Here is a 24,013-nt window from a genome sequence, read left to right as displayed (position 1 = left end):
GGTGATCGGGGTGGTGGCGGGGGCTGCTGAATCGTGCGGGCTGCTACGGCAACGGAGGGCTGAGGGGGGTGGAGGGGACGGCGTCGAGGAACGCCGAAGTCGGGGCCGACGACGCCTGGCCGCTCAAGGGCGCGGAGGAAACCGGGCGGGCGGCGGCTGTCCTGAGAAAGGGCAGGGAGGTTTCGGCGTAGTGGGGGCCCGCGTGGGAGTGGCGGGGCAGTTCGACCACAGTGAGGGCGTTGTAGCCGGTGGCGGCCAGCGCCGCGAGGACGGCGGGGAAGTCGATCTCGCCGTCTCCGAAGGGCAGGTGTTCGTGGTGACCGCGGCGCATGTCCTCGATCTGGACGTGGCGTAGCCAGGGAGCGGCGGCGCGGACGCAGTCGGCGGGTGGGACGGGTTCGAGGCACTGGCAGTGGCCTATGTCGAGGGTGAGGCCGAGGTGGTTGGGGTCGCCGAGGGCGTGGCGCAGGTGGTGGAAGTCGGCGAGGGTGGCGAGGAGGTGGCCGGGTTCGGGTTCGACGGCCACGGGGATGTCGGCGGCGGTGGCGGCTTCCAGGACGGGGGTGAGTGCCTCGGCCAGCCGGTTCCAGGCCGTTGCCTCGTCGGTGTCGGGCGGGAGGGTGCCGCTGAAGCAGTGCACGGCGTGGGCGCCCAGGTCGGAGGCCACCCGTACGGCTCGGAGCAGCAGGTCGGCGCGGCGGGACCGGTCGGCGGGGTCGGGGTCGAGGAGGGAGGGGCCGTGTTTGCGGCGGGGGTCGAGGACGTAGCGGGCGCCGGTTTCCACGGTGACCTCCAGGCCGAGCGCGGCCAGGCGGCGGCCGACCTGGCGGGTGCGGGCGGCGAGGTCCGGGGCCAGCGGGTCGAGGTGCATGTGGTCGAGGGTGAGGCCGACGCCGTCGTAGCCGAGGTCGGCGAGGAGGGCGAGGGCGTCGTCCAGGCGCAGGTCGGCCAGGCCGTTGGTGCCGTAGCCGAAGCGGAGGGGTGCGGGGCCGGGCTGCTCGGCCGGCTGGGGCGTGGGCGTCATGTCAAGCTCACCTTCCTGGCGAACCGGGCGGCCAGGGGGGCCAGGGCCGCGGTGATCAGTGCGCTGGCCGGGGCGCCGGCGCGGGCGGAGAGCGCGGCCTGGAGCGGGATGGTGGCTCGGATGCCGCCGCTGACGGCTCTCTGGGTGAGCGGGGGTGAGGGGTTGAGGGCGGCGTGGAGGTACGGGCGGGCGGCGGTCGCGGCGTAGGCGAGGGCGAGGGCTACGCGGAGGGGGTAGGCCGGTCCGCGTCCCGTACCGCTCAACTGTTGTGCGCCTAGCGTGACTTGAGCATGGCCGGACCCTCGACCCAGGCCGAGTGCCAAGGCTCCCGTGGAGGCGAGTGCCGTCAGGGCGGTGAGAGGGGAGCCGCCCTGGGTCTCGTGGCGGGAGACCGTGGTGAGGGCCAGGGTGTGGGTGCCCAGGAGGGCGGCGGAGGAGAGTGCGGGTCGGACGCCGCCGGACGTGGTGGCGGCGCCGAGCAGGAGGTCCAGGGCGCGGGCCGTCGCCATCGCGGCGGGGCCTGCCTGGGTGCGTTTGAGGCCCAGATCGTAGGCCCATACCGTCGCGGCGAGCGGCGTGGCGACGGCGAGCGCCGGGCGGCCGGCCCGCGCGGCGAGCGCCAGGCCGGTGGCGGTCAGGGCGCAGGCCGCGGTGAGTGCGGTGGCGGGGCGGATGCGGCCCGAGGGCAGGGGGCGGTGGGGGCGTTCGGCGGCGTCTTCGGCTCGGTCGGCCCAGTCGTTCAGGGCCATGCCCGCCTCGTAGAGACAGAGGGAGGAGGAGATGGCCCACAGGGTGCGAGGGCCGGGGCGGCCGGGAACCGTGGCCGCCCCCGCCAGGACGTCACCGGGGACGGTGAACAAGGCTGGTAGGCGCAGGAGTTCGACCCAGGCGGAGACACCACCACGCCCCTCCCCCGTCACCGCGTCTCCCCCACCCGCAGCCGAGCCGCGAGGTCGCCCAGGGCCGCGTACTGCTCCCCCAGCCCCGCAGCACCCTCCCCCACCGGGTCCTTGAAGTAGAACCCCAGCTCACCCACCGCCCCCGACACTCCCGCCTCGCGCGCCCGGAGCATCAGCCGGGCCAGGTCCAGCACCAGGGGTGCCGCGAGGGCCGAGTCGCAGCCCTGCCAGATGGTCTGGAGGATCATGCGGGTGCCGAGGAAGCCGTCGAAGGCGATGTGGTCCCAGGCGGTCTTCCAGTCGCCGAGGGCGGGGACGTCGTCGATGTGGACGTCGCCCTGGACCGGGGTGCCGAGGGTGTCGGCGAGGACGCGTTCCTTGCCCGCGTTCTTGGCGGCGGCCGCGGCCGGGTCGGCCAGCGCCGCGCCGTCCCCGCCGCCGAGCAGGTTGGTGCCGGACCAGGCCCGGACCGCGAGGGCGCGTTGGGCGAACATCGGGCCGAGTACCGAGCGCAGGAGGGTCTGGCCGGTCTTGCCGTCCCGGCCGGCGTACGGCAGGCGGCTCCGCGCCACGGAGGCGGCCAGGGACGGGTGGTGAAGGCCGGTGGAGGGGGTGAAGTTGACGTAGGGGCAGCCGGCGCGGAGGGCGGCGGCCGCGTAGAGCGAGCTGGGCGGGAGAGTGTCGCCGTCGGCGACGGGCTCGGTGGAGGCCACGTTGAGGACGACCGTTCCGGCCGGGGCCCGGCGGGCGGTGAAGTCGCGGATGTCGGCCGCGAACGCCTCGATCAGCTCCTGCTCGTCGCGGTCGTCGTGCGGGAGCGGGCCACCGGGGACGATCTCTGAGTCGGCGGCGGTGAGTTCGGCGGTCACCGCAGCGGGGAGGCCGTGTGGGAGGACGCCGCCCGCGGCGAGTTCCTCGGCGCGTTTCGGCAGCGGGCAGTCCAGTGTGTCGTGGCCGCCGAAGACCAGGGAGGACAGCCCCGGCAGGCCGCAGTCGGCGAAGAGGGCCGTCTCCGTGAGCATGCCGGTGGGTGGATGCAGGCCGGCCGACATCGCGGCGCAGCCCGCGACCACGGTGGTCGCCACCGAGCCTCGGGCACCGATGAGCCAGACGCCGGCGGGGCGGGACGTAGACATGGTCGGCCTCCTTGTGGACGTACTGATCAGGGACGGGAGACGGCGGGCGGGAGTACGGCGTCCCCCGCCCGCCGCCGCTTCAGCGCCCCCGCACCGGCAGTTCCTTGATCCGGACGTCGCGGAACGACACCTGGTCGTCGGCACCGTGGTTCTGGATGCCGATGTGGCCGTCCCGCAGGCTGCGGACGGGATCGGTGTTGGTGAAGTCGTTGACCGGGACCCCGTTGAGCCAGATCCGCAGGCGTTCGCCCTCGACCCGGATCTCGTAGGTGTTCCACTCCCCCGGCGGGTTCAGCGCGCGGTCCCGTGCGGCCAGGTCGGCGGACCGGAAGCCGTACACCGAGCCGGTGGTCTTCTCAGGGACGTCGGTGGCGTCGATCTGGACCTCGTAGCCGTTGTCCACGGCGGACCAGGGGTCGTCCGAGGGCGGGAAGCCGACGAACACGCCCGAGTTGCCGTCCCCGGTGATCCTCCAGTCGAGTTTCAGGGAGTAGGAGGAGAAGCCGGCGTCGGCGTACCAGAGCAGGCCCATGCCGCCCGACGAGGTGAGCGTGCCGTCGTCGGACAGGGTGAAGGAGCCCGGTCCCGCCTGCCGCCAGCCCTTCAGCGACTCCTCGGTGCCGTCGAACAGGCGGCGGTAGCCGTTCTCCGGGCGGCAGTCGGCCTGGGCGGCGCCGGTGGCCCAGCGGAGGCCGCCGAGCAGGTGGGCGCGGAAGGCGGCGTCGGCGTAGGACTCGCGGGTATGGCCACCGCCGGTGTAGAAGGCGCGGCCGCCCTGATAGGTCTGGCACCAGGCGATCGGGTGGTCGCCGTCCATGGTGCCGCCCGTGTACGAGGACTCGTCCAGCGAGGCCAGGACGTGGGCGCGTTCGCGCGGGTTGGAGCGGTAGTTGTACCACTCGTCGGTGCGCTCCCACCGGCCGGGCAGGCCGGCGGTGGCCGGGTGGGCGTGGTCCTCGACCACGACCGTGGCGGGCTGGATCGCGGGGTGCGAGTCGAACCAGGCTCCGGCGAGACCGCCGTAGAACGGCCAGTCGTACTCGGTGTCGGCGGCCGCGTGGACGCCGACGTAGCCGCCGCCCTGGCGGATGTAGCCCTCGAAGGCGCGCTGCTGGGCGGGGTCGAGGACGTCGCCGGTGGTGGAGAGGAAGACAACGGCGTCGTAGCGGCGCAGGTTGCGGGTGGTGAAGGCGGTGGCGTCCTCGGTGGCGTCGACCGTGAGGCCGTCCGTCGCGCCGAGCTGCTGTACGGCCGCGATGCCGTCCGGGATGGAGTCGTGGCGGAAGCCGGCGGTCTTGGAGAAGACCAGGACCCGTCCGGTCTCCGTGGGCTTCGCGGCGGCCGGGCCGGTGACGCAGCCGAGCAGCAGTGCGGCTCCCAGGGCCGTGGTGGTGAGCAGGCGTGTGGTGCGCATGGGGTGCCCTCCGCTCAGCCGGTGGTGAAGGTGAAGTCGTCCATGTCGAAGAGGGCGCCGGTGCCGCCCTTGAAGACCAGGAAGAGCGTGGTCGTGCCCTTCGGCGCGCGGGACAGGTCGGCGCTCACGTCCTGGAAGGTCTCCCAGCCGCCGGTCACCGGCACGGTGGCCTTGCCGAGCAGGGTGCCCTTGGCCGATCCGGCGCGGATCTCCAGGCTGCCGCCGACGCCGCCGGAGGAGACGCGGGCGGTGATCTTCTTGGCGTTGCCCAGCGCGTAGGGGGTGAAGGAGATCCAGTCGCCGTTGTGGATGTCGCCGACGGTCTTGCCGCCGTGGGCGGTGTCCTTGGACTGGAGGGTGACGCCGGAGGAGTCGGTGTAGTGCTCGGCCTGGCGGTGGCGGGGCTGGGCGACGTTCTGGTCGTGGGAGGTGAGCGGGGCCTGGCCGCCGCCTCCGGTGTCGGTGTACTCGGCGTCGAACACGCCGAAGATGTCCTCGTTCTCGTCGTGGCCGCCGTCGGCGCTGGTCTGGATGGTGCCGGAGCAGCCCTTGGCGGAGGTCAGCGGGTGCCCGTGGGTGTCGTGGCCGAGGATGAAGTGCACGGTGACCTGGGAGCAGTCGATGTCCTGGCCGTCCTCGGGGTCGGTGACCTTCACCGTGAAGGGGACCGCGTCACCGAAGCTGAACAACTGCCCGTCCTGCGGGAGTTGGAGGGTGACGGTGGGTGCGGTGTTGCCGACGACGACACGGACGGCGGCGCTGCCGGTGCGGCCGGAGGGGTCCTTGGCGGTCAGGGTGGCGGTGTAGGTGCCGTTCTGCCGGTAGGTGTGGGCGGGGTTGGCGGCGGTGGAGCTGGTGCCGTCGCCGAAGTCCCAGTGGTGGGTGAGGGCGTCGCCGTCCTGGTCGGTGGTGCCGGCCGAGGAGAAGCGGACCTTCAGCGCGGCCTGCCCGGAGGTCCTGTCGGCGGCGGCCCGGGCGACGGGCGAGTGGCCGTCGGTGGCGTTCTCGATGCGGTACAGGGCGGAGTTGTCGTCGCCGCCGAACCAGGCGGTGCCGTAGTCCAGGACGTACAGGGCGCCGTCGGGGCCGAAGGCCATGTCCATCACCTGGGTGCCGGTCCAGGGGAAGGCGTTGATCGACTGCACCGCGCCGTCGGCGCCGGTCTCGATGCGCTTGATCCAGCGGCGGCCGAACTCACCGGCGAAGAAGTCGCCGTCGTACGCCTCGGGGAACTTCACCGGTGAGTCGAGGGCTGGGTCGTAGTGGTAGACGGGGCCGCCCATCGGGGACTCGGAGCCGTCGCCGAACTCCGGTACGGACGCGCCGTCGTAGGGCAGCCACGCCGCCTGGGCCGGGGGCAGGTCGGTGAGGCCGGTGTTGTGCGGGGAGTCGTTCCTGGGGGCGGCGCAGTCGAAGGCCGCGCCGGAGGTCTTGGTGGCGAAGTCGTAGTCGACGTAGGCGTCGTTCTTGCCGGTGCAGTAGGGCCAGCCGAAGTTGCCGGGGCCGGTGACGCGGGCGAACTCGACCTGGCCGCCGGGCCCTCGGGCGGGGTCGGCGGCGCCGGCGTCGGGGCCGTAGTCGCCGACGTAGAGGACGCCGGTCTCCTTGTCCACGGTGAAGCGGAACGGGTTGCGGAAGCCCATGGCGTAGATCTCGGGGCGGGTCTTCGCGGTGCCGGGGGCGAAGAGGTTGCCGTCGGGGACGGTGTAGGAGCCGTCGTCCCGCACCTTGATGCGCAGGATCTTGCCGCGCAGGTCATTGGTGTTGCCGGCGGTGCGCTGGGCGTCGAACGCCGGGTTGCGGTCGGCGCGTTCGTCGATGGGGGTGAAGCCGTCGGACTGGAAGGGGTTGGAGTCGTCGCCGGTCGACAGGTAGAGGTTGCCGTCCCGGTCGAAGTCGATGTCGCCGCCGACGTGACAGCAGATGCCGCGCGAGGTCGGCACTTCCAGGATCTTCTTCTCGCTGGCGGTGTCCAGGGTGCCGTCGGTCTTCAGGACGAAGCGGGAGAGCCGGTTGACGCCGTCGAAGGGGGCGAAGTCGGCGGCGGTTCCGGTCTCGGGGGCGTCGCCGGGCGGGGTGTCCATCGGGGGCGCGTAGTAGAGGTAGACGAACCGGTTGTCGGTGAAGTGCGGGTCGACACCGACGCCTTGGAGACCCTCCTCGTCGTGGGAGTACACGGCGAGCCTGCCCGCGGTGCGGGTGGTGCCGGCGGCGTCGGTGAGGCGGAGTTCGCCGTCGCGGGAGGTGTGCAGGACGGAGCGGTCGGGCAGGACGGCGAGGCTCATGGGCTCGCCGACCTCCGCCTCGCCGCGGGCGAGGGTGACCTGCTGGAAGTCCTCGGCGGCGGCGCCGCTGCGGTCGGCGGCGGCTGCGCCGGGTGCGGTGAGGGCGGGGGTGGCGCCGATGAGGAGCGCACCGCAGGCGAGGGCGAGGGCGGTGCGCAGGCGTGGCCGGCGGCTTGGGGTACCGGTGGGGCGGTCGTTCCCGTGCACGGATGCCTCCAGAAGAAGCGGGTTGTACGGGCGGGTGGGGGTGCGCCGGGATGCGCCGTCATCCCGGTGGGGAGAGTCAGTGGCCGAACGCCGCGTCGAACGAGGCCGACGGCGGGTCGAAGTCGTACGCCTTGAGGCGGGCCAGGGCTTCGGGGGCGCCCTGGAGCCGGTCCATGCCGGCGTCCTCCCACTCGACGGAGACGGGACCCTGATAGCCGATGGAAGCCAGCATCCGGAACACGTCCTCCCACGGGACGTCACCGTGCCCGGCCGAGACGAAGTCCCAGCCACGACGCGGGTCGCCCCAGGGCAGGTGGGAGCCGAGCCGGCCGTTGCGGCCGTCCAGGCGCTTGCGGGCCTCCTTGCAGTCCACGTGGTAGATCCGGTCCCGGAAGTCCCACAGGAAGCCGACGGGGTCCAGGTCCTGCCACACGAAGTGGGAGGGGTCGAAGTTGAGACCGAAGGCGGGCCGGTGTCCCACCGCCTCCAGGGCGCGCTGCGTCGTCCAGTAGTCGTAGGCGATCTCGCTGGGGTGGACCTCGTGCGCGAACCGCACGCCCTCGGCGTCGAAGACGTCCAGGACCGGGTTCCAGCGCTCGGCGAAGTCCTGGTAGCCCCGCTCGATCATCGTCTCGGGGGCGGGCGGGAACATGGCGACGAGGTGCCAGATGGCGGAGCCGGTGAAACCGACGACCGTGTCCACGCCGAAGGCGGCGGCCGCCCGGGCGGTGTCCGCGATCTCGGCCGCCGCCCGCTGCCGTACGCCCTCGGCGTCGCCGTCGCCCCAGATCCGGGCGGGCAGGATCGCCTGGTGGCGTTCGTCGATGATGGCGTCACAGACGGCCTGGCCGACCAGATGGTTGGAGATCGCCCAGCACTTCAGACCGTACTTGTCGAGCAGGGCATGCCGGGAGGCCAGGTAGCCGGGGTCGGCGAGTGCCTTGTCGACCTCGAAGTGGTCGCCCCAGCAGGCGAGTTCGAGTCCGTCGTAGCCGAAGTCGCGGGCGAGGCGGCAGACCTCCTCCAGCGGCAGGTCGGCCCACTGGCCGGTGAACAGGGTGAACGTACGCGGCATGGCGGGCCCTCCTCGGAACACGGATTCAGAACACGATCGGGGTGTAGACGGAGTTCTTCGCCGCGCTCTCCTCCACGGCGGCGAGCACCCGCTGGACCTCCAGGCCGTCGGCGAACGACGGGACGGGCCTGCGGCCCTCGGCGATGGCGTGCACGAGGTCGCGGGCCTGGTGGACGAAGGTGTGCTCGTAGCCGAGGCCGTGGCCCGGCGGCCACCAGGCGTCCAGGTAGGGGTGATCGGGCTCGGTCACCAGGATGCGGCGGAACCCCGCGTGCGCGCCCGGCTCGGTGCCGTCGTGGAAGGACAGCTCGTTGAGCCGCTCCAAGTCGAAGGCGAGGGAGCCCCGTTCACCGTTCAGCTCGATCCGCAGGGCGTTCTTGCGGCCGGTGGCGTACCGCGTCGCCTCGAAGGAGGCCAGCGCGCCGGAGGCGAACCGGCCCGTGAACACGGCGGCGTCGTCCACCGTGACCGGGCCCGAGCCGCCCTCCGACAGGGGCCGCCTGCGCACGAAGGTCTCGGTGAGCGCGGACACCCCGGCGAGCTTCTCCCCCGCCAAGTACTGGGCGACGTCGATGACATGGGCTCCCAGGTCCCCGAGCGCGCCCGAGCCGGCCGCCTCCTTGCGCAGCCGCCAGGTCAGCGGGAACTCCGGGTCCACCAGCCAGTCCTGGAGATAGCTCACCCGGACGTGGCGCAGGGTGCCGAGCCTCCCCTCGGTGATCATCCGCCGGGCGAGAGCGATGGCGGGCACCCGGCGGTAGTTGAAGCCGACCATGGCCAACTGGCCTCGTGCGGAGGCCCTTTCCGCCGCCTCCGCCATGGCCTCCGCCTCCTCGACGGTGTTGGCCAGCGGCTTCTCGCACAGCACGTGCTTGCCGGCCGCGAGCGCGGCGAGGGCGATCTCGGCGTGGCTGTCTCCGGGGGTACAGATGTCGACCAGATCGACGTCGTCACGGGCGATCAGCGCACGCCAGTCGGTCTCGGTGGCCGCCCAGCCGTGGCGCTCGGCGGCGGCGCGGACGGCGTCGGCGTCCCGGCCGCACAGCACGGACAGGACCGGTTCGCGGGGCAGGTCGAAGACGCGGCCCGCCGTGCGCCAGCCCTGGGAGTGGGCGGCGCCCATGAAGGCGTAGCCGACCATCCCGATGCGCAGCGGCGGCTTGCCATCAGGGCCGGGACGGGTGACGTCCGTGCCGGTCCCCTCCCCTGCTGAACTCTGCGGCTCTGCCATGCGGTGGGTCCTCTCCTCGTCCTCGTACGGGGTGCCGTGCGGGTGGGGCGGGGGCCGGTCACCGGAAGCCGGTGGACATGTACCGGTCGACGTTGTCCTTGTCGACGACGGCGGAGTAGAGCGTGACGGAGGCCGGGATCTCGTACTCGGCCATGCCGCCCACGCCCTTGCCCTGGCCGAGGGCGCGGGCGAGGTCGATGGCGGAGGCGGACATGGTGGGCGGATAGAGGACGGTGGCCTTCAGTACGCCGTCGTCCCGCTTGATGGCCTGGAAGGCGGAGAGCGCGCCGGCGCCGCCGACCATGAGGAAGCCGTCCCTGCCCGCCTGTTCCACGGCGCGCAGCGCGCCCACGCCCTGGTCGTCGTCGTGGTTCCACAGGGCGTCGAACTTACGCTGGGCCTGGAGGAGTTGGGCCATCTTGGCCTGCCCGGACTCCACGGTGAAGTCGGCCGCCTGGCGGGCCACCTTGCGGATGTTGGGGTAGTTCTTCAGGGCGTCGTCGAAGCCCTTGGTGCGCTGCTTGGTCAGCTCGAGGTTGTCCAGGCCGGCCAGCTCCACGACCCGGGCGTCGGGGGTGTCCTTGAGCTTCTCGCCGATGTAGTGCCCGGCGTTGAGGCCCATGCCGTAGTTGTCGCCGCCGATCCAGCAGCGGTACGCCTGCGGCGTGTTGAAGACACGGTCGAGGTTGACGACCGGGATGCCGGCCCGCATGGCCTTGAGGCCGACCTGGGTGAGGGCCTTGCCGTCGGCGGGCAGCACGACCAGGACGTCGACCTTCTTGTTGATGAGGGTCTCGATCTGCCCGATCTGGGCGGCGGTGTCGTTGGAGCCCTCGGTGATCTCCAGGGTGACGTCGGAGTAGGTGCGGGCGCGGCGCCTGGCGTTGTCGTTGATGGCGTTGAGCCAGCCGTGGTCGGCCTGCGGGCCGGCGAAGCCGATGGTGACGTGCTTGCCGGGCTTGTCGTCGGCGGGCCTGTCCTCGGCGGCGGTCTTCTCTTCCTTCGGCTCGTTGCTCGTGCATCCGGCGAGGAAGGCTCCGGCGCCGACGGCGGCGGTGCCGAAGAGGAGCCCTCTGCGGCTTGTCTGGGGTGTCGGTGCGGTCGGTCGCATGGCGGTGAACCCTTTCCTCAGGTCGTGCTCGCGGTACGGCGCTGGACCAGCACGGCGGCGACGATGATCGCGCCCTTGGCGATCTGCTGGACGTCGCTCTGCAGGTTGTTCAGGGCGAAGATGTCGGTGATCGTGGTGAAGATCAGCACGCCCAGCACCGAGCCGGTGATGGTGCCCCGGCCGCCGCTGAGCAGGGTGCCGCCGATGATCGCGGCGGCGATCGCGTCGAGTTCGTAGAGGTTGCCGTTGGTGTTCTGGCCCGATCCGGCCAGGATGATCAGCAGGAAGGCCGCGATGCCGCAGCACAGTCCGGAGAGCAGGTAGAGGTAGAGGCGCTGGCGGCGGACGTCGATGCCGGCGAGGCGGGCCGCCTCCGCGTTGCCGCCGACCGCGACGGTGCGGCGGCCGAAGGTGGTGCGGTTCAGGACGAGCCAGCCGATGACGGTGACGACGGCGAAGACCAGGACCAGCGGCGGGATGCCGAGGACGTAGGCGTCGCGTTCGCCGAGGCTCAGGACCGAGTCGACGGTGACGATCTGGGTGCGTCCGTCGGTGATCTGGAGCGCGAGTCCGCGTGCCGAGGCGAGCATGGCCAGGGTGGCGATGAAGGGGACCATGCCCCCGTAGGCGACGAGCAGGCCGTTGACCAGGCCGCAGCCCACGCCGACGGCGAGCGCCGTGAAGAGGATGCCCGCGAAACCGTACTCCTGGGTCGCCACCGTGGTCGCCCACACCGAGGCGAGGGCGACGATCGCGCCGACGGAGAGGTCGATGCCGCCGGAGGTGATGACGAAGGTCATGCCGACGGTGACGACACCGATCACGGACGCCTGGGTGAGGACGAGTTGGAGATTTCGGGTGTCGAGGAACTCGTCCGGCTTGGTGACCCCGCCGATCACGACGAGGACGGCGAGGACGCCGAGCAGGGAGAGGGTGCGGACGTCGGCGCGGGCCGCGAGCGTGCGCCAGGCGGGGGGCCGCGCGGTGGTGGGCGCCTTGCCGCTGTCGTACCGGGGCGGGGAGACGGGCTGCGTCATGACGCCGGGCTTCCTTCCATGACGAGGTCGAGTACGCGGTGCTCGTCGAGTTCGCGGGCGGGTGCCTCGTGCACGACGTGGCCCTCCCGGAGCACCAGGACGCGGTCGGCGAGGCCGAGGACCTCGGGCACCTCGCTGGAGACCAGCAGCACGGCGAGGCCCTCGTCGGCGAGCCTGCGTACCACCGCGTACAGCTCGGCGCGGGCGCCGACGTCGACGCCCCGGGTTGGCTCGTCGAGCAGCAGCACCCGGCAGCCGCGCAGCAGCCAGCGGGCGAGGACGGCCTTCTGCTGGTTGCCGCCGGAGAGGGTGCGGACGGGGACGCCCGGGTTGTCCGGGCGCAGGGACAGCTCCCGGGTCGCGGCGCGCGCGGCGCCCAGCTCGGCACGCCGGTCGATCCAGCCGACACGCGCGAACCGGGAGAGGGTGGACACCGAGACGTTGCGGGTGACGGACTCCAGCATGAGCAGGGCCTGTGCCTTGCGTTCCTCGGGGGCCAGCCCGATCCCGGCGCGCACGGCGGCCCGTACGCTGCCGGGCCGGATCGGCCGGCCGCCGACCAGGACGTGGCCGGTGTCGGGCTTCCGGGCGCCGTAGACCGTCTCCAGGATCTCGGAGCGGCCGGAGCCGACGAGCCCGGCGATGCCGACGATCTCGCCGGGCCGCACCACGAGGTCGAGCGGGTCGAACTCACCGCTGCGGGCGAGGCCGTGTACCTCCAACGCCGGTTCGCCGAAGGAGGGTTCGGCCGGGCGCGGCGGGAAGACGTACTCGACGTCGCGGCCTGTCATCAGGGTGACGACCTCGCGGGTCGGGGTGGTCTTCGCGGGCAGTCCGCGGGCCACCGCCCGGCCGTCCTTCAGTACGGTCACGCGGTCGCCGATGCGGCGGATCTCGTCCAGCCGGTGCGAGATGTAGACGACGGCGACGCCCTCGGCGGTGAGTCCGGTGACCACGCGGAAGAGGTTGTCGACCTCGTCGGGGTCGAGCGCGGCGGACGGCTCGTCCATCACGATGAGCCGTACGTCGTGGGACAACGCCCGTGCCATGGAGACGATCTGCTGCTGCGCGGCGGACAACTCCCCGACCAGGCGCCCCGGTTCGATCTCGGAGTGTCCGAGTCTGCGCAGCAGCGCGGCCGTGGAGGCGCGTGCCGTCCGGCGCCGAACGACGAATCCGGCCCTGGTGGGTTCGTGGCCCAGGTGGATGTTCTCGGCGACCGACAGGTGCTCCACCAGGTCGAGTTCCTGGTAGATGGTGGCGATGCCGAGGCGCATCGCGGCCATGGGCGAGCGGAGGGTGACGGGTTCGCCGCGCCAGTGGATGGTTCCGGTGTCCGGCTGGTGGGCGCCCGCGAGGACCTTGATGAGGGTGGACTTGCCCGCGCCGTTCTGGCCGAGCAGGCAGTGCACCTCGCCCTCCTGCACGTCGAGGTCGACACCGTCGAGTGCCCGGACGCCGGGGAACGCCTTGGTGATGCCGGTCATGCTGAGCAGGGGTGGTTCTGGTGCCATGTGGATTCCCCTCGGCGGGCGTGCGGGCCTGTTTCAGGGCGGTACGCCGGCGGGTCGGGCGGACCGGGGCAGAGCGGAGCGGAGCGGTGGCGCTGTTTCCTGCGGGCCGTCCGGCGGGGTGCCGGACGGCGTGGTCACGCTGGGGAGAACAGGTGGTCGCTGATGAGGCGGGCTCCGCCGATGACTCCGGCGTTCTGGCCCAGCTCACCGAGCACGATGGGCAGGTTGCCGGTCGCCAGCGGCAGCGACTGGCGGTAGACCTGGGTGCGGATCGCGGCGAGCAGGGTGTGACCGAGGCCGGTCACACCGCCGCCGATCACCACGAGAGAGGGGTTGAAGAAGCTGACCAGGCCCGCGATGACCTGGCCGGTGCGGGTGCCGCCCTCCCGGATGAGGTCGAGCGAGACGGTGTCGCCGGCGGCGGCCGCGGCCGCGATGTCGACGGCGCTCAGGGTGCCGTGCCTCTCCAGGCGGGAGGCGAGTTCGGCCGAGAGCCCCTGGCCGGCCGCCTCCAGGGCATCGCGGGCGAGCGCCGCGCCGCTGAAGTGGGCCTCCAGGCAGCCCCGGTTGCCGCAGGCGCAGGCGCGGCCGTCGGGTACGGCCTGGATGTGGCCGATGTCGCCCGCGCTGCCCGTGGCCCCCCGGTACACCGCACCGCCGACGACGATGCCGCAGCCGATGCCGGTGCCGATCTTGACGCAGAGGAAGTCGGCGGCCGTGCGGGCGACGCCCGCGTGCTGCTCCCCCATGGCCATCAGGTTCACGTCGTTGTCGACCATGACGGGGCAGCCGAGTTCCTGGCTGAGCGCCTCCCGCACGGGGAAGCCGTCCCAGCCCGGCATGATCGGCGGGGCGACCGGCACCCCTTCCGGGAAGCGGACGGGGCCTGGTACGCCGATGCCGGCGCCGTCGAACCCCTCCACGAGTCCGGAGGAGCGGAGTTTGGCCGCCATGGCGAGGACGTGCTCGAAGACCGCGACCGGGCCCTCGCGTACGTCCATGGACTGGTTGAGGTGGCCCAGCACCTCGAGTTCGGCGTTGGTGACGGCGACGTCGACCGAGGTCGCGCCGATGTCGATGCCGAGGAAGCGCAGGTTCGGGGCGAGCCGCAGATTGTGGGAGCGGCGCCCGCCGCGCGAGGCGGCGAGTCCGTCGGCCACGATGAGCCCGGTCTGCAGGAGCCGGTCCACCTCCACGGCCAGCTTGGACCGGGACAGCTCGATCTGGTCGCCGAGCTGGGCGCGGGAGTTGGGGCCCTCGTCGCGCAGCATGCGGAGCAGCCGGGCCTGGTGGGCGTTGGCGGGTCGTGCCGTCATGCGTCTCACGAGTCCCTCCCCGCCTCCGTACCGGCTGTCTGTCGCGTTCTTTCGGGTGGAACGTAGCAGCGGCTGCCGAGGCTGGGAAGAAGTAGCGCGGGAATTCGTGCTCACTTTCTCCACTCACAGGACAAAGGTCGGGGGCGTCAGTGGGCGTGGTGCGCCGCGGTGTGGTGTCCCGTGTGGCCCGGTACGGTGCCGTCGGGCTTCGCCACCAGGAACAGACCCGCCATCCCCATGTCGGAGTGGCTCTGGACATGGCAGTGGTACATCCACGCGCCCGCGCCGACGTGTTCGCCCGCGATGACCTGGAAGCCGAAGGAGTCGGCGGGCCCGGTGATCTTGTTGTCCACGATCCGGCTGGGATCGTCGGGGCCGGTCAGCAGGCCCGTGCGGTTGTCGGCCCAGCGGTGACCGTGCATGTGGAAGGTGTGGTAGTACTCGCCGTGCGTGATCATGATGATCTCGACGCGATCGCCCACGGTGGCCTCGAAGTTGGGCGTCTCCCCTGCCGTCCTGTTGTTGATCGTCATGTCGTTGAAGACGATCGTGAACTGCTTGTCCGGCAGGAGGTCGCCCTTCCGGCGCACGACGACCGGGCCGTACAGCCCCTTGCGGATGCCGCCAGTTCCGTGGTCGGTGCCCACGACGTGGTCGTGGTAGTGCCAGTAACCGGCGCTGCCCGCCTGCCAGGTGCCGTCCTTGCGGCGGCCGGGGGCATGGGTGCGCCAGGTGTAGGTGCGGGTGCCGCCGGGTTCGACGTGGCTGTGGGTCATCCGGGTGCCGTCGTTGGCGATGTCGTAGTCGACGCCGTGGACGTGGAGGCTGGCGTCGGCGTCGGTGAGGTTCTCGAACTCGATGTGCAGGGTGTCGCCCTCGACCAGCTCGATGAGCGGGCCCGGCACGGTCGCCTTGCCCTTCTCCAGGCCGTAGCCGAGCTGTCCGCCCGGCAGTTTCTCGGCGTAGAGCTTGAGGTGGCGCACCTGGCCGCCGACCGGGGCGGTGGGCGGTGCGGGTTCCGCCGCCGAGGGGGCGGAGGCCAGCGACAACGTCGCCGTACCGGTGGCGGCGACCACACCGCCGGCCAGCAGCCGTCGCCCGAAAGTCCTTCTGTCCAGAGCCATACCGGTCTCTCCAGTCCTGTGCGGAGTGCTGTGAGGAGACGGGCGGGGGCGGGCCCCCGGGGACGGCCACGGTAGAGGCGCACCACCCGTTTATCCACACCCAGGACAAAGTTGGTGAGATTCCGTCCGTAGCTATTGGCGGGTCGTCAAAAGGCGTCTAGCTTCTGGCGCTGTTGCTGAGACCACGGAGGGTGGGTGACCCATGCAGAGCGCACCACATCACCGGTCGAGATCCCGGCGGGCAGCGGCGGCGGCCCTGGCGGCCGGAGCCCTGGCGGCATCCCTGCTGAGCGGCGGCACCGCCGCCACGGCCAGTCCGTACCCGGAGCCGAAGGCGTCGGCGCTGCCGTCGCCGCCGGGCGGCAAGAACGTCAAAGTGCTCGTCTTCCACGCCTCGACCACCGAGGAGTCACCGACCGTCGACGCGGGTATCGAGGCCATCGAGTCCATCGGTCTGACCGGGCCTGAGGATCAGCGATTCAAGACCGTGGCCACGGACGACGCCTCGGTCTTCACCAATGAGAAGCGGCTGGGCACCTTCAACGCCGTGGTGTTCCTGACCGGCGGCGGGGACGTGCTCGATCCCGAGCAGGAGGCGGGTCTCGAGGCGTACCTCAAGGCCGGCGGCGGCTTCCTCGGCATTCATGACGCGGCGAGGACGGAGCCGTACTCCGACTGGTTCACCGGTCTGATCGGCGCCCGTCCCGCGAGCGCGAGCCCGGCCGGCGTACAGCGGGCCACCGTGGAGATCCCGGACCGGAGTCATCCGGCCACGAAGAGTCTGCCGCTGGAGTGGAAGCGGCCCGACAAGTGGTTCAACTGGGCGAGCAACCCGACCGGCAAGGTGCACACCGTCGCCAAGGTCCGGGAGAGCAGCTACCAGCCGGGGACCGGCGCCAACGGTGTGGACCACCCGGTCTCCTGGTGCCGGGACTACTCCGGCGGCCGGTCCTTCTACACCGGCATGGGCGGCACGGTGGAGTCGTTCGCGGAGACCGACTTCCGCGACCATCTTCGGGGCGCGCTGCTGTGGACCACCCGGCTCTCGCGCGCCGACTGCAAGGCGACCATCGACGCCAACTACTCGGCGGTGCGCGTCACTCAACCGAACCAACCCGGCCGGCAGGACCAGATCGGTGAGCCGCACGGCCTGGTCGTGGCGCCCGACGGACGGGTGCTGTACATCGGCCGGGGCGGCGGCACGAACGAGGCTCCGGTCGTCACCGACTGGAACAACCCCGACATCGGCAAGGGCGTCGGCCAGATCCACGTCTACGACCCCGCCACTAGGAAGGTCACGCTCGCGGGCGCCCTCACCGTGTTCGGCAACAAGGGCGGCGGCGACGAACTCACCAAGGTCGAGGAGGGGTTGCTCGGCATCGAGCTGGACCCCGGCTTCGAGTCCAACGGCTGGGTGTACCTCCACTACACCCCGCACTCCGGCCTCGACCGTGACAAGCAGGTGGCCGAACGCCGCGTCTCCCGCTTCACGTTGGACCGCACCACGAACAAGCTCGATCTGACGTCGGAGAAGGTCCTGCTCAAGTGGCCTGTCCAAGTGCACAGTTGCTGTCACGCGGGCGGCGGTATGGCCTGGGACTCCAAGGGCAACCTCTACATCGCCACCGGTGACAACAACTCGTCCGGGTTCAGCGACGGTTACTCGGGCAACAACCCGCAGCCCACCTACAAGGGCCTCTCCTTCGCCGACGCCCGCCGCACCGCGGGCAACACCCACAACCTCAACGGCAAGATCCTGCGCATCCACCCGGAGCCGGACGGCACGTACACGCTGCCCGAGGGCAACCTCTTCACCGGCAAGGAGCAGGACGAGGGCGGCGGTAAGACCCGCGGCGAGATCTACGTCATGGGCGTACGGAACCCGGCGCGGATCTCCGTCGACAAGAAGACCGACATCCTCTACGCGGGCTGGGTCGGCCCCGACGCGGGCGCGCCGAGCACGACGTGGGGACCGGCGAAGTACGACACGTTCGCCGCGATCACCAAGGCGGGCAACCACGGCTGGCCGTTCTGCATGGGCAACAAGCAGCCCTACCGCGACCGCAATCTGCCGGACCCGACCAAGCCGCTCGGCTGGTACGACTGCGACGCCCCGAAGAACGAGTCGCCGAACAACGACGGCCTGGTGAACCTGCCGCCCGTCACCGGCAACACCATCTGGTACTCCCCGCAGGGCGGCGCCCCCGACTTCCCGCGCGACGCGGCGGGCGTGCCCAGCTACAAGAACGAGGAGGCCACCTACCTCCTGCCCTGGCTCAAGGGCGGCGGCCAGGCCACCATGGACGGCCCGGTCTACCGCTACGACGCGGCGAAGGCCGGTGCCGGGGCGTGGCCGGAGTACTGGGACGGCAAGTGGTTCGTCGGTGACTTCTACGACGCGGACAACCCGCGCCACGCGGTGCTCACCGACCCGAAGACGGTCGGCAAGGGCGGCCTGCCCGTCACGGCGGAGTCACTGAAGAAGATCATCCCGGTCGGGCAGGGCGGCATCCGCAACCTGATGGACTGGAAGTTCGCGCCGGACGGTTCGCTCTACGTCCTTGACTACGGCCGCGGCTTCTTCACCTCCGACTCCCAGTCCGCGTTGTGGCGCGTGACGTACACCGGCGGCGAGGCGACCCCCGCCGCGAAGGATCTGGCCAGGAAGGCGGCACAGTGAGACATCGACCTCTCCGCCTGTACACCGCGCTGCTGGGCGCGCTGCTGCTGATGCTGGGGCTCACCTCGACGGCCGCGTACAGCCGGGACGGCGACCGCGCGGCGGCCCAGGTGCTGACGTGGACGGCGAGTTCCCGCACCGACCAGTACGCGAGTTTCCCGACGACGGCGGTGGCCGGCGCGGCGACCCTCGTCTTCGAGAACAGCACCGCGACCGGCAACGACATCGGCATGCCGCACACGCTGACGTTCGACGTGTCGGACCCCGAGTACAACCACGACGTACCGGTGAACATCCTGGCCAACCCCGGTGACGACAGCGGCGGCAAGCACACCGTCGACGTGACGCTGACGCCCGGCCGTTACCGCTACTTCTGCAGCATCCCCGGCCACGGCCAGATGCAGGGCATCCTCACGGTGACCGAGCCCGGCGGCGAGGACACCACCGCGCCGACGGCCTCGGCGAAGGTCGAGGGGCAGCGGAACGCCGACGGCGCCTATGTCGGGTCGGCCAAGGTCACGGTGTCCGCGTCGGACGACGCGTCCGGGGTGAAGTCGATCGAGTACGCGGTCGGCGACGACGGTCCGTGGCAGGCGTACACCGCGCCGGTGGTGGTCGACCAGGTCGGCTCCCACACCCTGCGCTACCGGGCCACCGACCAGGCGGGCAATGTGGCCGCCGAGAAGTCCGTGACCTTCAGCGTGGTCGCCCCGCCGACGGACGACACCACCGCGCCGGAGACCTCCGCGACGGTGAGCGGCGAGAAGGACGCCGACGGCAACTACCTGACGATGGCCACGGTGACCGTGACGGCCTCGGACACCGGGTCGGGCGTCAACACCATCGAGTACGCGCTCGGCGCGGACGGCGCCTGGCAGCCGTACACCGCGCCGGTGATGGTGCACGAGGTCGGCTCGCACACCGTGCGCTACCGGGCCACCGACAAGGCGGGGAACGCGGCGGCGGAGAAGTCCGTTGCCTTCAAGGTCGTGGCCCCGCCCGCCGAGGACACGACCGCGCCGGAGACGTCGGCGACCCTCAGCGGCACCCGGAACTCGAACGGCGCCTACGTCACGAGTGCCAAGGTGACGGTCAACGCGTCGGACTCCGCGTCCGGGGTGGCCCGGGTCGAGTACTCCCTCGACGGGGGCCCGTACCTGGCGTACTCGGCGCCCGTCGTCGTGGACCGGCTCGGGTTCCACACGGTGGCGTACCGGGCGACGGACAAGGCCGGTAACACCTCCGCGGCCAAGAACGTCACCTTCACCGTCGCGCAGGGCGGTGGCGTCCCGGCGCCGGCCTGTCCCGAGTACGACGAGCGGCTCACGGTCATCGTCGGCACCGTGGACACGGGCGTGCCGAACCGGCTGACCCGCAGCCGGTGCACGATCAACGAGCTGATCGAGGACGAGAAGGACTGGTCGTCGCAGGCGCTGTTCCTCAAGCACGTCGACGGCGTACTCGACCGGCTCCTCGCGGACAACGTCATCGACCAGCGCGAGTTCAACAAGATCACCAAGGCGGCCAAGCAGTCGAAGATCGGCAAGCCCGGCCAGACAGAGGGCTACCGCGACCTGTTCGACGGCACTCAGGCGTCCCTGTCCAAGTGGGAGCAGGTCGGCGGCGGGCAGTTCACCCTGACCGGCGACGGCGCCCTCACCAGCAGCACGACCGTGCCGGGCATGGGCATGCTGTGGTTCCCGGAGCGCAAGTACGGCGACTTCTCACTGAAGCTCCGGTTCCGCGACGACGCTCCGGGCACGGGCAACGCCAACGGCGGGGTGTTCATCCGGTTCCCCGACGTCCACAACCACCCCGAGGAGTCCCGGCCCGAGTGGGTCGCCATCAACTACGGGCACGAGATCCAGATCCTGGACAGCCCGACCGGCGACATGTACAAGACGGGTTCGGTCTACGGCTTCGACCGGGTGGGTCTGGGCGGGGCGGGGGTCACCCCGAAGGGCACCTGGAACGACTACGAGATCCGCGCGGAGGGCCAGCACTTCACGATCCTGCGCAACGGTGTCGTCATCAACGAGTTCGACAACGTCGGGGGCCAGGTCTTCACCCCGCCCCGCGCGGGTGACCCCGGCACCGACGGCCGGCGCTATGCGACGGGGTACATCGGGCTCCAGGTGCACAGCACGTCGGACGTGATCTCGTACCGCGACATCCGGATCAAGGAGTTGTAGGCGACGGGACCGTGGGTCCTCACCGCTTCGGCGGTGGGGGCCCTTCTCGCTTGCGAGCCGCTTCTCTGAACGTCCGGGAACTCCCGTGCAGGGCACGGGCATTGAGGGTCATGGCCAGGTCAAGCCGTTCCCGCGCGTTGGCCACATGTTCACCGCCCTCCTCTGACGCGTCCCGCCCTGATGGGCGGAGAGTGAGCGGCGGCCCGGCTTCCCGGCCGGGCGGACCGACACTCCGCCGGAGCGCCCACCGCGCTCAAGAAGGGATGACCATGGCCGAGTTGACCCGCCGTAGAGTCCTGGGGTCGGCCGCGGGCGCGCTGGGTGGCGCCGCGGCTTTATCCCTGCTGCCACCGAGCGTCCAGAAGGCCGTCGCCGCCGGACCGCCCAAGGGCGGTTCGCTGCGCGACATCGAGCACGTGGTCCTGCTGATGCAGGAGAACCGGTCGTTCGACCACTACTTCGGCACCCTCTCCGGGGTCCGGGGCTTCGCCGACCCGCACGCCCTCAAGCTGGACAACGGGCGCAGCGTGTTCTACCAGCCCGACGCGCCGAACCCCAAGGGCTATCTGCTGCCCTTCCACCTCGACACGCACTCGTCCAGTGCCCAGGCCATCCCGTCCACCAGCCATGCCTGGTCCGTGCAGCACCGGGCGTGGAACAACGGCAAGATGGACCAGTGGCTGCCCGCCCACCGCGCGGCCGACGGCGTCAACGGCCCCTATGTGATGGGCTATTACACGCGCGAGGACATCCCGTTCCAGTTCGCGCTCGCCGAGACCTTCACCATCTGCGACAACTACTTCTGCTCGGTGTTCGGGCCGACCTGGCCCAACCGGCTGATGTGGATGACCGGTTCGATCGACCCCGGCGGCACGAAGGGCGGTCCGGTCATCAAGAACTCGGCGCCCGAGCCGTACCAGTGGACCACCTACGCCGAGCGGCTCCAGGCGGCCGGGGTGAGCTGGAAGGTGTACCAGCAGGACGACGACTACGGCTGCAACATGCTGGAGCAGTTCGCCGCGTTCAAGAACGCCGCTCCCGGCTCCGAGCTGTACGAGCGCGGAGTACGCCCGCAGCCGGAGGGCACCTTCGAGGACGACGCCCGCAACGACCGGCTCCCTGCGGTGTCCTGGATCATGCCGACCAGCTTCCAGTCGGAGCACCCGGACTATCTCCCGGCGGCCGGCGCGGACTTCGTGGCCTCGAAGATCGAGGCGATCGCGTCCAACCCGAAGGTGTGGCGCAAGACCGCGTTCATCCTCAACTACGACGAGAACGACGGCCTGTTCGACCACGTCCCGCCGCCGGTGCCGCCCGCGGGGACGCCGGACGAGTTCGTGCAGGGGCTGCCCATCGGGGGCGGCTTCCGGGTGCCGGCGATCGTGATCTCGCCCTGGACGGTGGGCGGCTGGGTCGCCACGGAAGCCTTCGACCACACCTCGGCGCTTCAGTTCCTGGAGCACTTCACCGGCGTGGAGGAGCCCAACATCAGCGACTGGCGCCGTTCCACCTTCGGTGACCTCACCAGCGCCTTCCGCTTCCGCTCCGGCCGCCCGCGCCCGCCGCGCCTGCCGGACGACACCGCGGAGCAGCTCGAGAAGGCGAAGGAGGAGGTGGCCACGCTGCCGAAGCCGACGCTGCCGGGCGCGGACCAGACCTTCCCGCGCCAGGAGCACGGGCGCCGACCGCACGTGTGAGCGATCCGGGCCGGTGCCGTTCGCGGTACCGGCCCTTCAGTACACCGGGTCGCCCGGCGCCACGCGGTGCGTCTCCAGCTCGCCGTCGGCCAGCAGCTCCTCGATCAGTGCCTCGCTGCCGCCCACATAGGTGCTGACCAGGTCCACGTCCCCGCCCACGCACCAGGCCCGGTCCTGCGGCCACCACAGGTCGGGCAGCTCGGCGAACTCGTCCCACGCCACCGGCGACACGGCGTCGCTGAGGGGTCCGGCGAGGAGCACCTCGCCCCGGTACGGGGTCTCGAAGGTGGGGAAGCGGGAGAAGTCCCACCGCCCGTACCCCTCCCACAGGCCGAACCAGCACCGGTCGGCGGTACGGGTGTGCCGGGCGAGGACGGGGATCAGCGCCTCGGCGACAGCGGGCGGCGTCGGCCCCTCCGCCGGATGCTCGTCCCAGACACCGGGCAGGCCGTACTCGGAGGCGTTCTGGTAGTCCCGGTCCATCCCGGCCACCTCGTGCCAGCCGACGTTCGGCACCACCGTCCGCCCGCGAGCCGCCGCCACGTCCCGCCACCGCACCGGTCGCTCCTCCAGTGCCGCGGGATGCAGAATCCGTACGTAGGCATCGAACCCCGGCACGGCGACCCCGGCCACCGTGCAGGTGTGATCGTGCCCGACGAACCGCTCGGTGAGCCGGCGGGCGGGCGCCAGGTCGGCGGCCTGGACGCGCAGGCGTCCGTACAGGTCGGGTGCGGGCCTCTGGCCCAGCGAGGGGTAGTCGTCCACTGTCGGCAGTCTGCCCCACCGGCGCGCTCAGTGCTCGACCGCCAGGGACAGCAGGGCCGCCGCCGCGCAGGCCGCCGCGAGGGCGAGCCACACCGGGTCGTACGTCCCGAACGCGTCGCGGGCCGTGCCGGCGAGGAACGCGGCCAGGGCGGCGCCGAGTTGGTGGGTGGCGTTCGTCCAGCCGAAGACGATGGCGCTGTCCCCCTCCCAGTGCACACGGCACAGGGCGATGGCCGGGGGGACGGTGGCCAGGTCCAGGAGGCCGAAGAGGACCACGAAGGCCAGCATCGGCGCCCGCACGGTCGCTGTCATGATCAGCGGAAGGACGAGCAGCAGCAGTCCGCGCAGCGCGAAGAAGACGGCGAGGAGCCTGCGGGCGTCCAGGCGGTCGGTGAGCCGGCCGGAGGCGACCGTGCCGGCCACGTTGAACACGCCGATGCCCGCCAGCAGCGTGGACGCGGTGGTCACCGGCATGCCGTGATCGTGGGCGGCCGGGGCGAAGTGGCTCCACATGATGCCGTTCGTGGACGCCCCGCAGACGGCGAACGCACCGGCCAGCAGCCAGAACGGCGCCGTCCGCCCGGCCTCCCTCAGTACCGTGAAAGTGCGCCGGGCCGCACCTGGCACCGGTGCGGGTTTGGCCACGAACCCCCCTTTGCCGTAGGGGTGTTGGCCGAGGTCGGCGGGGTGGTCGCGCAGTACGAGCACCACGAGCGGGATCACCGCGAGCGCGGCGAGGGTGAGGGTGACCAGGGCGGGGCGCCAGTGGTGGTGGTCGATGATCCAGGACAGTGCGGGCAGGAACACCATCTGGCCCAGCACGCTCGCCGAGGACAGCAGGCCGGTGACCAGGCCCTTGTGCCGGGCGAACCAGCGGTCGGTCACCGCCGCCCCGAGGGTCATCGACAGCGCCCCGGTGCCCGCCCCGACCAGGAGCCCCCAGAGCAGGGTGAATTGCCAGGCGGCCGTCATCGCGGTCGTCAGCCCCACCCCCGCCGCGACCGTCAGCAGGGCGGCCGCCACCACGCGCCGCACCCCGAACCGGTCCAGCAAGGCTGCCGCGTAGGGGGCGGTGAGACCGTAGAGGACCATGTTCACCGACACCGCCAGCCCGATGGACCCGCGCGACCAGCCGTAGTCGTCGCGCAACGGGCCCTGAAGGATGCCCGGCAGCGTGGAACAGGCGCCCGCGACGACGATCGCGGTGCCGGTGACGGCCACGACCCACCAGGCTCGGTGACCGGCAACGGATTTCGGAAGAACCTGAGTTGCCTCGCTCATGGTCATCCATGCTTCGCCGCGCCCG

Annotated in this window: 17 protein-coding genes; 3 read left to right on the top strand and 14 right to left on the bottom strand. The window is 71.5% G+C overall.

The window, feature by feature from the left end; translation table 11 throughout:
- Positions 1–43: 43 nt before the first annotated feature.
- The 12 genes from OG448_RS29735 to OG448_RS29680 form a co-directional block, all read right to left on the bottom strand.
- Positions 44–1,024 carry a sugar phosphate isomerase/epimerase family protein gene (locus OG448_RS29735; protein ID WP_405558414.1) on the bottom strand — a complete coding sequence of 327 codons (981 nt, stop codon included), beginning with the start codon at positions 1,022–1,024 and terminating at the stop codon, positions 44–46.
- Positions 1,021–1,944, bottom strand: a complete 924-nt coding sequence (locus tag OG448_RS29730; RefSeq protein ID WP_405558412.1) for an SCO3242 family prenyltransferase — start codon at positions 1,942–1,944, stop codon at positions 1,021–1,023. The genes OG448_RS29735 and OG448_RS29730 overlap by 4 nt, the downstream gene beginning before the upstream one ends.
- Positions 1,941–3,059, bottom strand: a complete 1,119-nt coding sequence (locus tag OG448_RS29725; RefSeq protein WP_405558410.1) for an inositol-3-phosphate synthase — start codon at positions 3,057–3,059, stop codon at positions 1,941–1,943. The genes OG448_RS29730 and OG448_RS29725 overlap by 4 nt, the downstream gene beginning before the upstream one ends.
- A gap of 79 nt (positions 3,060–3,138) precedes the next feature.
- Positions 3,139–4,473, bottom strand: a complete 1,335-nt coding sequence (locus OG448_RS29720; protein WP_405558408.1) for a ThuA domain-containing protein — start codon at positions 4,471–4,473, stop codon at positions 3,139–3,141.
- Positions 4,474–4,487: 14 nt separating this feature from the next.
- Positions 4,488–6,965, bottom strand: a complete 2,478-nt coding sequence (locus OG448_RS29715) for a PQQ-dependent sugar dehydrogenase (protein ID WP_405558406.1) — start codon at positions 6,963–6,965, stop codon at positions 4,488–4,490.
- A 76-nt stretch (positions 6,966–7,041) separates the two neighbouring features.
- Entirely contained in the window at positions 7,042–8,040 is a 999-nt protein-coding gene (locus OG448_RS29710) for a sugar phosphate isomerase/epimerase family protein (protein ID WP_405558404.1), read from the bottom strand.
- A 25-nt stretch (positions 8,041–8,065) separates the two neighbouring features.
- A complete protein-coding gene (locus OG448_RS29705; RefSeq protein WP_405558402.1) occupies positions 8,066–9,271 on the bottom strand; it encodes a Gfo/Idh/MocA family protein in 1,206 nt (401 codons plus the stop codon).
- Positions 9,272–9,329: 58 nt separating this feature from the next.
- A complete protein-coding gene (locus OG448_RS29700) occupies positions 9,330–10,382 on the bottom strand; it encodes a substrate-binding domain-containing protein (RefSeq protein ID WP_405558400.1) in 1,053 nt (350 codons plus the stop codon).
- Positions 10,383–10,399: 17 nt separating this feature from the next.
- Positions 10,400–11,419, bottom strand: a complete 1,020-nt coding sequence (locus OG448_RS29695; RefSeq protein WP_405558398.1) for an ABC transporter permease — start codon at positions 11,417–11,419, stop codon at positions 10,400–10,402.
- Entirely contained in the window at positions 11,416–12,933 is a 1,518-nt protein-coding gene (locus OG448_RS29690) for a sugar ABC transporter ATP-binding protein (RefSeq protein ID WP_405558396.1), read from the bottom strand. Before OG448_RS29690 ends, OG448_RS29695 begins: the two co-directional genes overlap by 4 nt.
- Before the next feature lie 134 nt (positions 12,934–13,067).
- Entirely contained in the window at positions 13,068–14,249 is a 1,182-nt protein-coding gene (locus OG448_RS29685) for an ROK family protein (protein ID WP_405558394.1), read from the bottom strand.
- Positions 14,250–14,395: 146 nt separating this feature from the next.
- A complete protein-coding gene (locus OG448_RS29680) occupies positions 14,396–15,367 on the bottom strand; it encodes a multicopper oxidase domain-containing protein (protein ID WP_405559035.1) in 972 nt (323 codons plus the stop codon).
- Between the two features lie 208 nt (positions 15,368–15,575).
- On the opposite strand from OG448_RS29680, the gene OG448_RS29675 reads away from it, so the two are divergent.
- From OG448_RS29675 to OG448_RS29665, 3 genes are all read left to right on the top strand, one after another.
- Positions 15,576–18,053: a ThuA domain-containing protein gene (locus OG448_RS29675; protein ID WP_405558392.1), complete on the top strand. Its 2,478-nt coding sequence runs from the start codon at positions 15,576–15,578 to the stop codon at positions 18,051–18,053.
- A 50-nt stretch (positions 18,054–18,103) separates the two neighbouring features.
- On the top strand, positions 18,104–20,245 hold the full coding sequence (locus tag OG448_RS29670) for an OmpL47-type beta-barrel domain-containing protein (RefSeq protein WP_405559033.1): 2,142 nt from the start codon (positions 18,104–18,106) through the stop codon (positions 20,243–20,245).
- Positions 20,246–20,514: 269 nt separating this feature from the next.
- Positions 20,515–21,942 (top strand): alkaline phosphatase family protein, encoded by a 1,428-nt coding sequence (locus tag OG448_RS29665; protein ID WP_405558391.1) that lies wholly within the window; start codon positions 20,515–20,517, stop codon positions 21,940–21,942.
- Between the two features lie 36 nt (positions 21,943–21,978).
- On the opposite strand, the gene OG448_RS29660 is transcribed toward OG448_RS29665, so the two are convergent.
- Together OG448_RS29660 and OG448_RS29655 are read right to left on the bottom strand one after the other, a co-directional pair.
- The gene (locus tag OG448_RS29660; RefSeq protein WP_405558390.1) at positions 21,979–22,707 is read right to left on the bottom strand and encodes a hypothetical protein; all 729 of its coding nucleotides are present in this window, start codon (positions 22,705–22,707) and stop codon (positions 21,979–21,981) included.
- Between the two features lie 27 nt (positions 22,708–22,734).
- Positions 22,735–23,994: an MFS transporter gene (locus OG448_RS29655; RefSeq protein ID WP_405558388.1), complete on the bottom strand. Its 1,260-nt coding sequence runs from the start codon at positions 23,992–23,994 to the stop codon at positions 22,735–22,737.
- Positions 23,995–24,013 lie beyond the last annotated feature (19 nt).

Source organism: Streptomyces sp. NBC_01171 (genome assembly GCF_045039805.1).
Taxonomy (GTDB): domain Bacteria; phylum Actinomycetota; class Actinomycetes; order Streptomycetales; family Streptomycetaceae; genus Streptomyces.
Note: the sequence above shows the minus strand (reverse complement) of the source record. Positions and strands in the feature narration are given on the sequence as shown.

Excerpts from the sequence above, each read along its gene's own strand:
- OG448_RS29735 (WP_405558414.1), bottom strand. The coding sequence starts at position 1,024 with ATGACGCCCACGCCCCAGCCGGCCGAGCAGCCCGGCCCCGCACCCCTC.
- OG448_RS29725 (WP_405558410.1), bottom strand. The coding sequence starts at position 3,059 with ATGTCTACGTCCCGCCCCGCCGGCGTCTGGCTCATCGGTGCCCGAGGC.
- OG448_RS29720 (WP_405558408.1), bottom strand. The coding sequence starts at position 4,473 with ATGCGCACCACACGCCTGCTCACCACCACGGCCCTGGGAGCCGCACTG.
- OG448_RS29710 (WP_405558404.1), bottom strand. The coding sequence starts at position 8,040 with ATGCCGCGTACGTTCACCCTGTTCACCGGCCAGTGGGCCGACCTGCCG.
- OG448_RS29705 (WP_405558402.1), bottom strand. The coding sequence starts at position 9,271 with ATGGCAGAGCCGCAGAGTTCAGCAGGGGAGGGGACCGGCACGGACGTC.
- OG448_RS29700 (WP_405558400.1), bottom strand. The coding sequence starts at position 10,382 with ATGCGACCGACCGCACCGACACCCCAGACAAGCCGCAGAGGGCTCCTC.
- OG448_RS29695 (WP_405558398.1), bottom strand. The coding sequence starts at position 11,419 with ATGACGCAGCCCGTCTCCCCGCCCCGGTACGACAGCGGCAAGGCGCCC.
- OG448_RS29690 (WP_405558396.1), bottom strand. The coding sequence starts at position 12,933 with ATGGCACCAGAACCACCCCTGCTCAGCATGACCGGCATCACCAAGGCG.
- OG448_RS29685 (WP_405558394.1), bottom strand. The coding sequence starts at position 14,249 with ATGACGGCACGACCCGCCAACGCCCACCAGGCCCGGCTGCTCCGCATG.
- OG448_RS29675 (WP_405558392.1), top strand. The coding sequence starts at position 15,576 with ATGCAGAGCGCACCACATCACCGGTCGAGATCCCGGCGGGCAGCGGCG.
- OG448_RS29670 (WP_405559033.1), top strand. The coding sequence starts at position 18,104 with ATGCTGGGGCTCACCTCGACGGCCGCGTACAGCCGGGACGGCGACCGC.
- OG448_RS29665 (WP_405558391.1), top strand. The coding sequence starts at position 20,515 with ATGGCCGAGTTGACCCGCCGTAGAGTCCTGGGGTCGGCCGCGGGCGCG.
- OG448_RS29655 (WP_405558388.1), bottom strand. The coding sequence starts at position 23,994 with ATGACCATGAGCGAGGCAACTCAGGTTCTTCCGAAATCCGTTGCCGGT.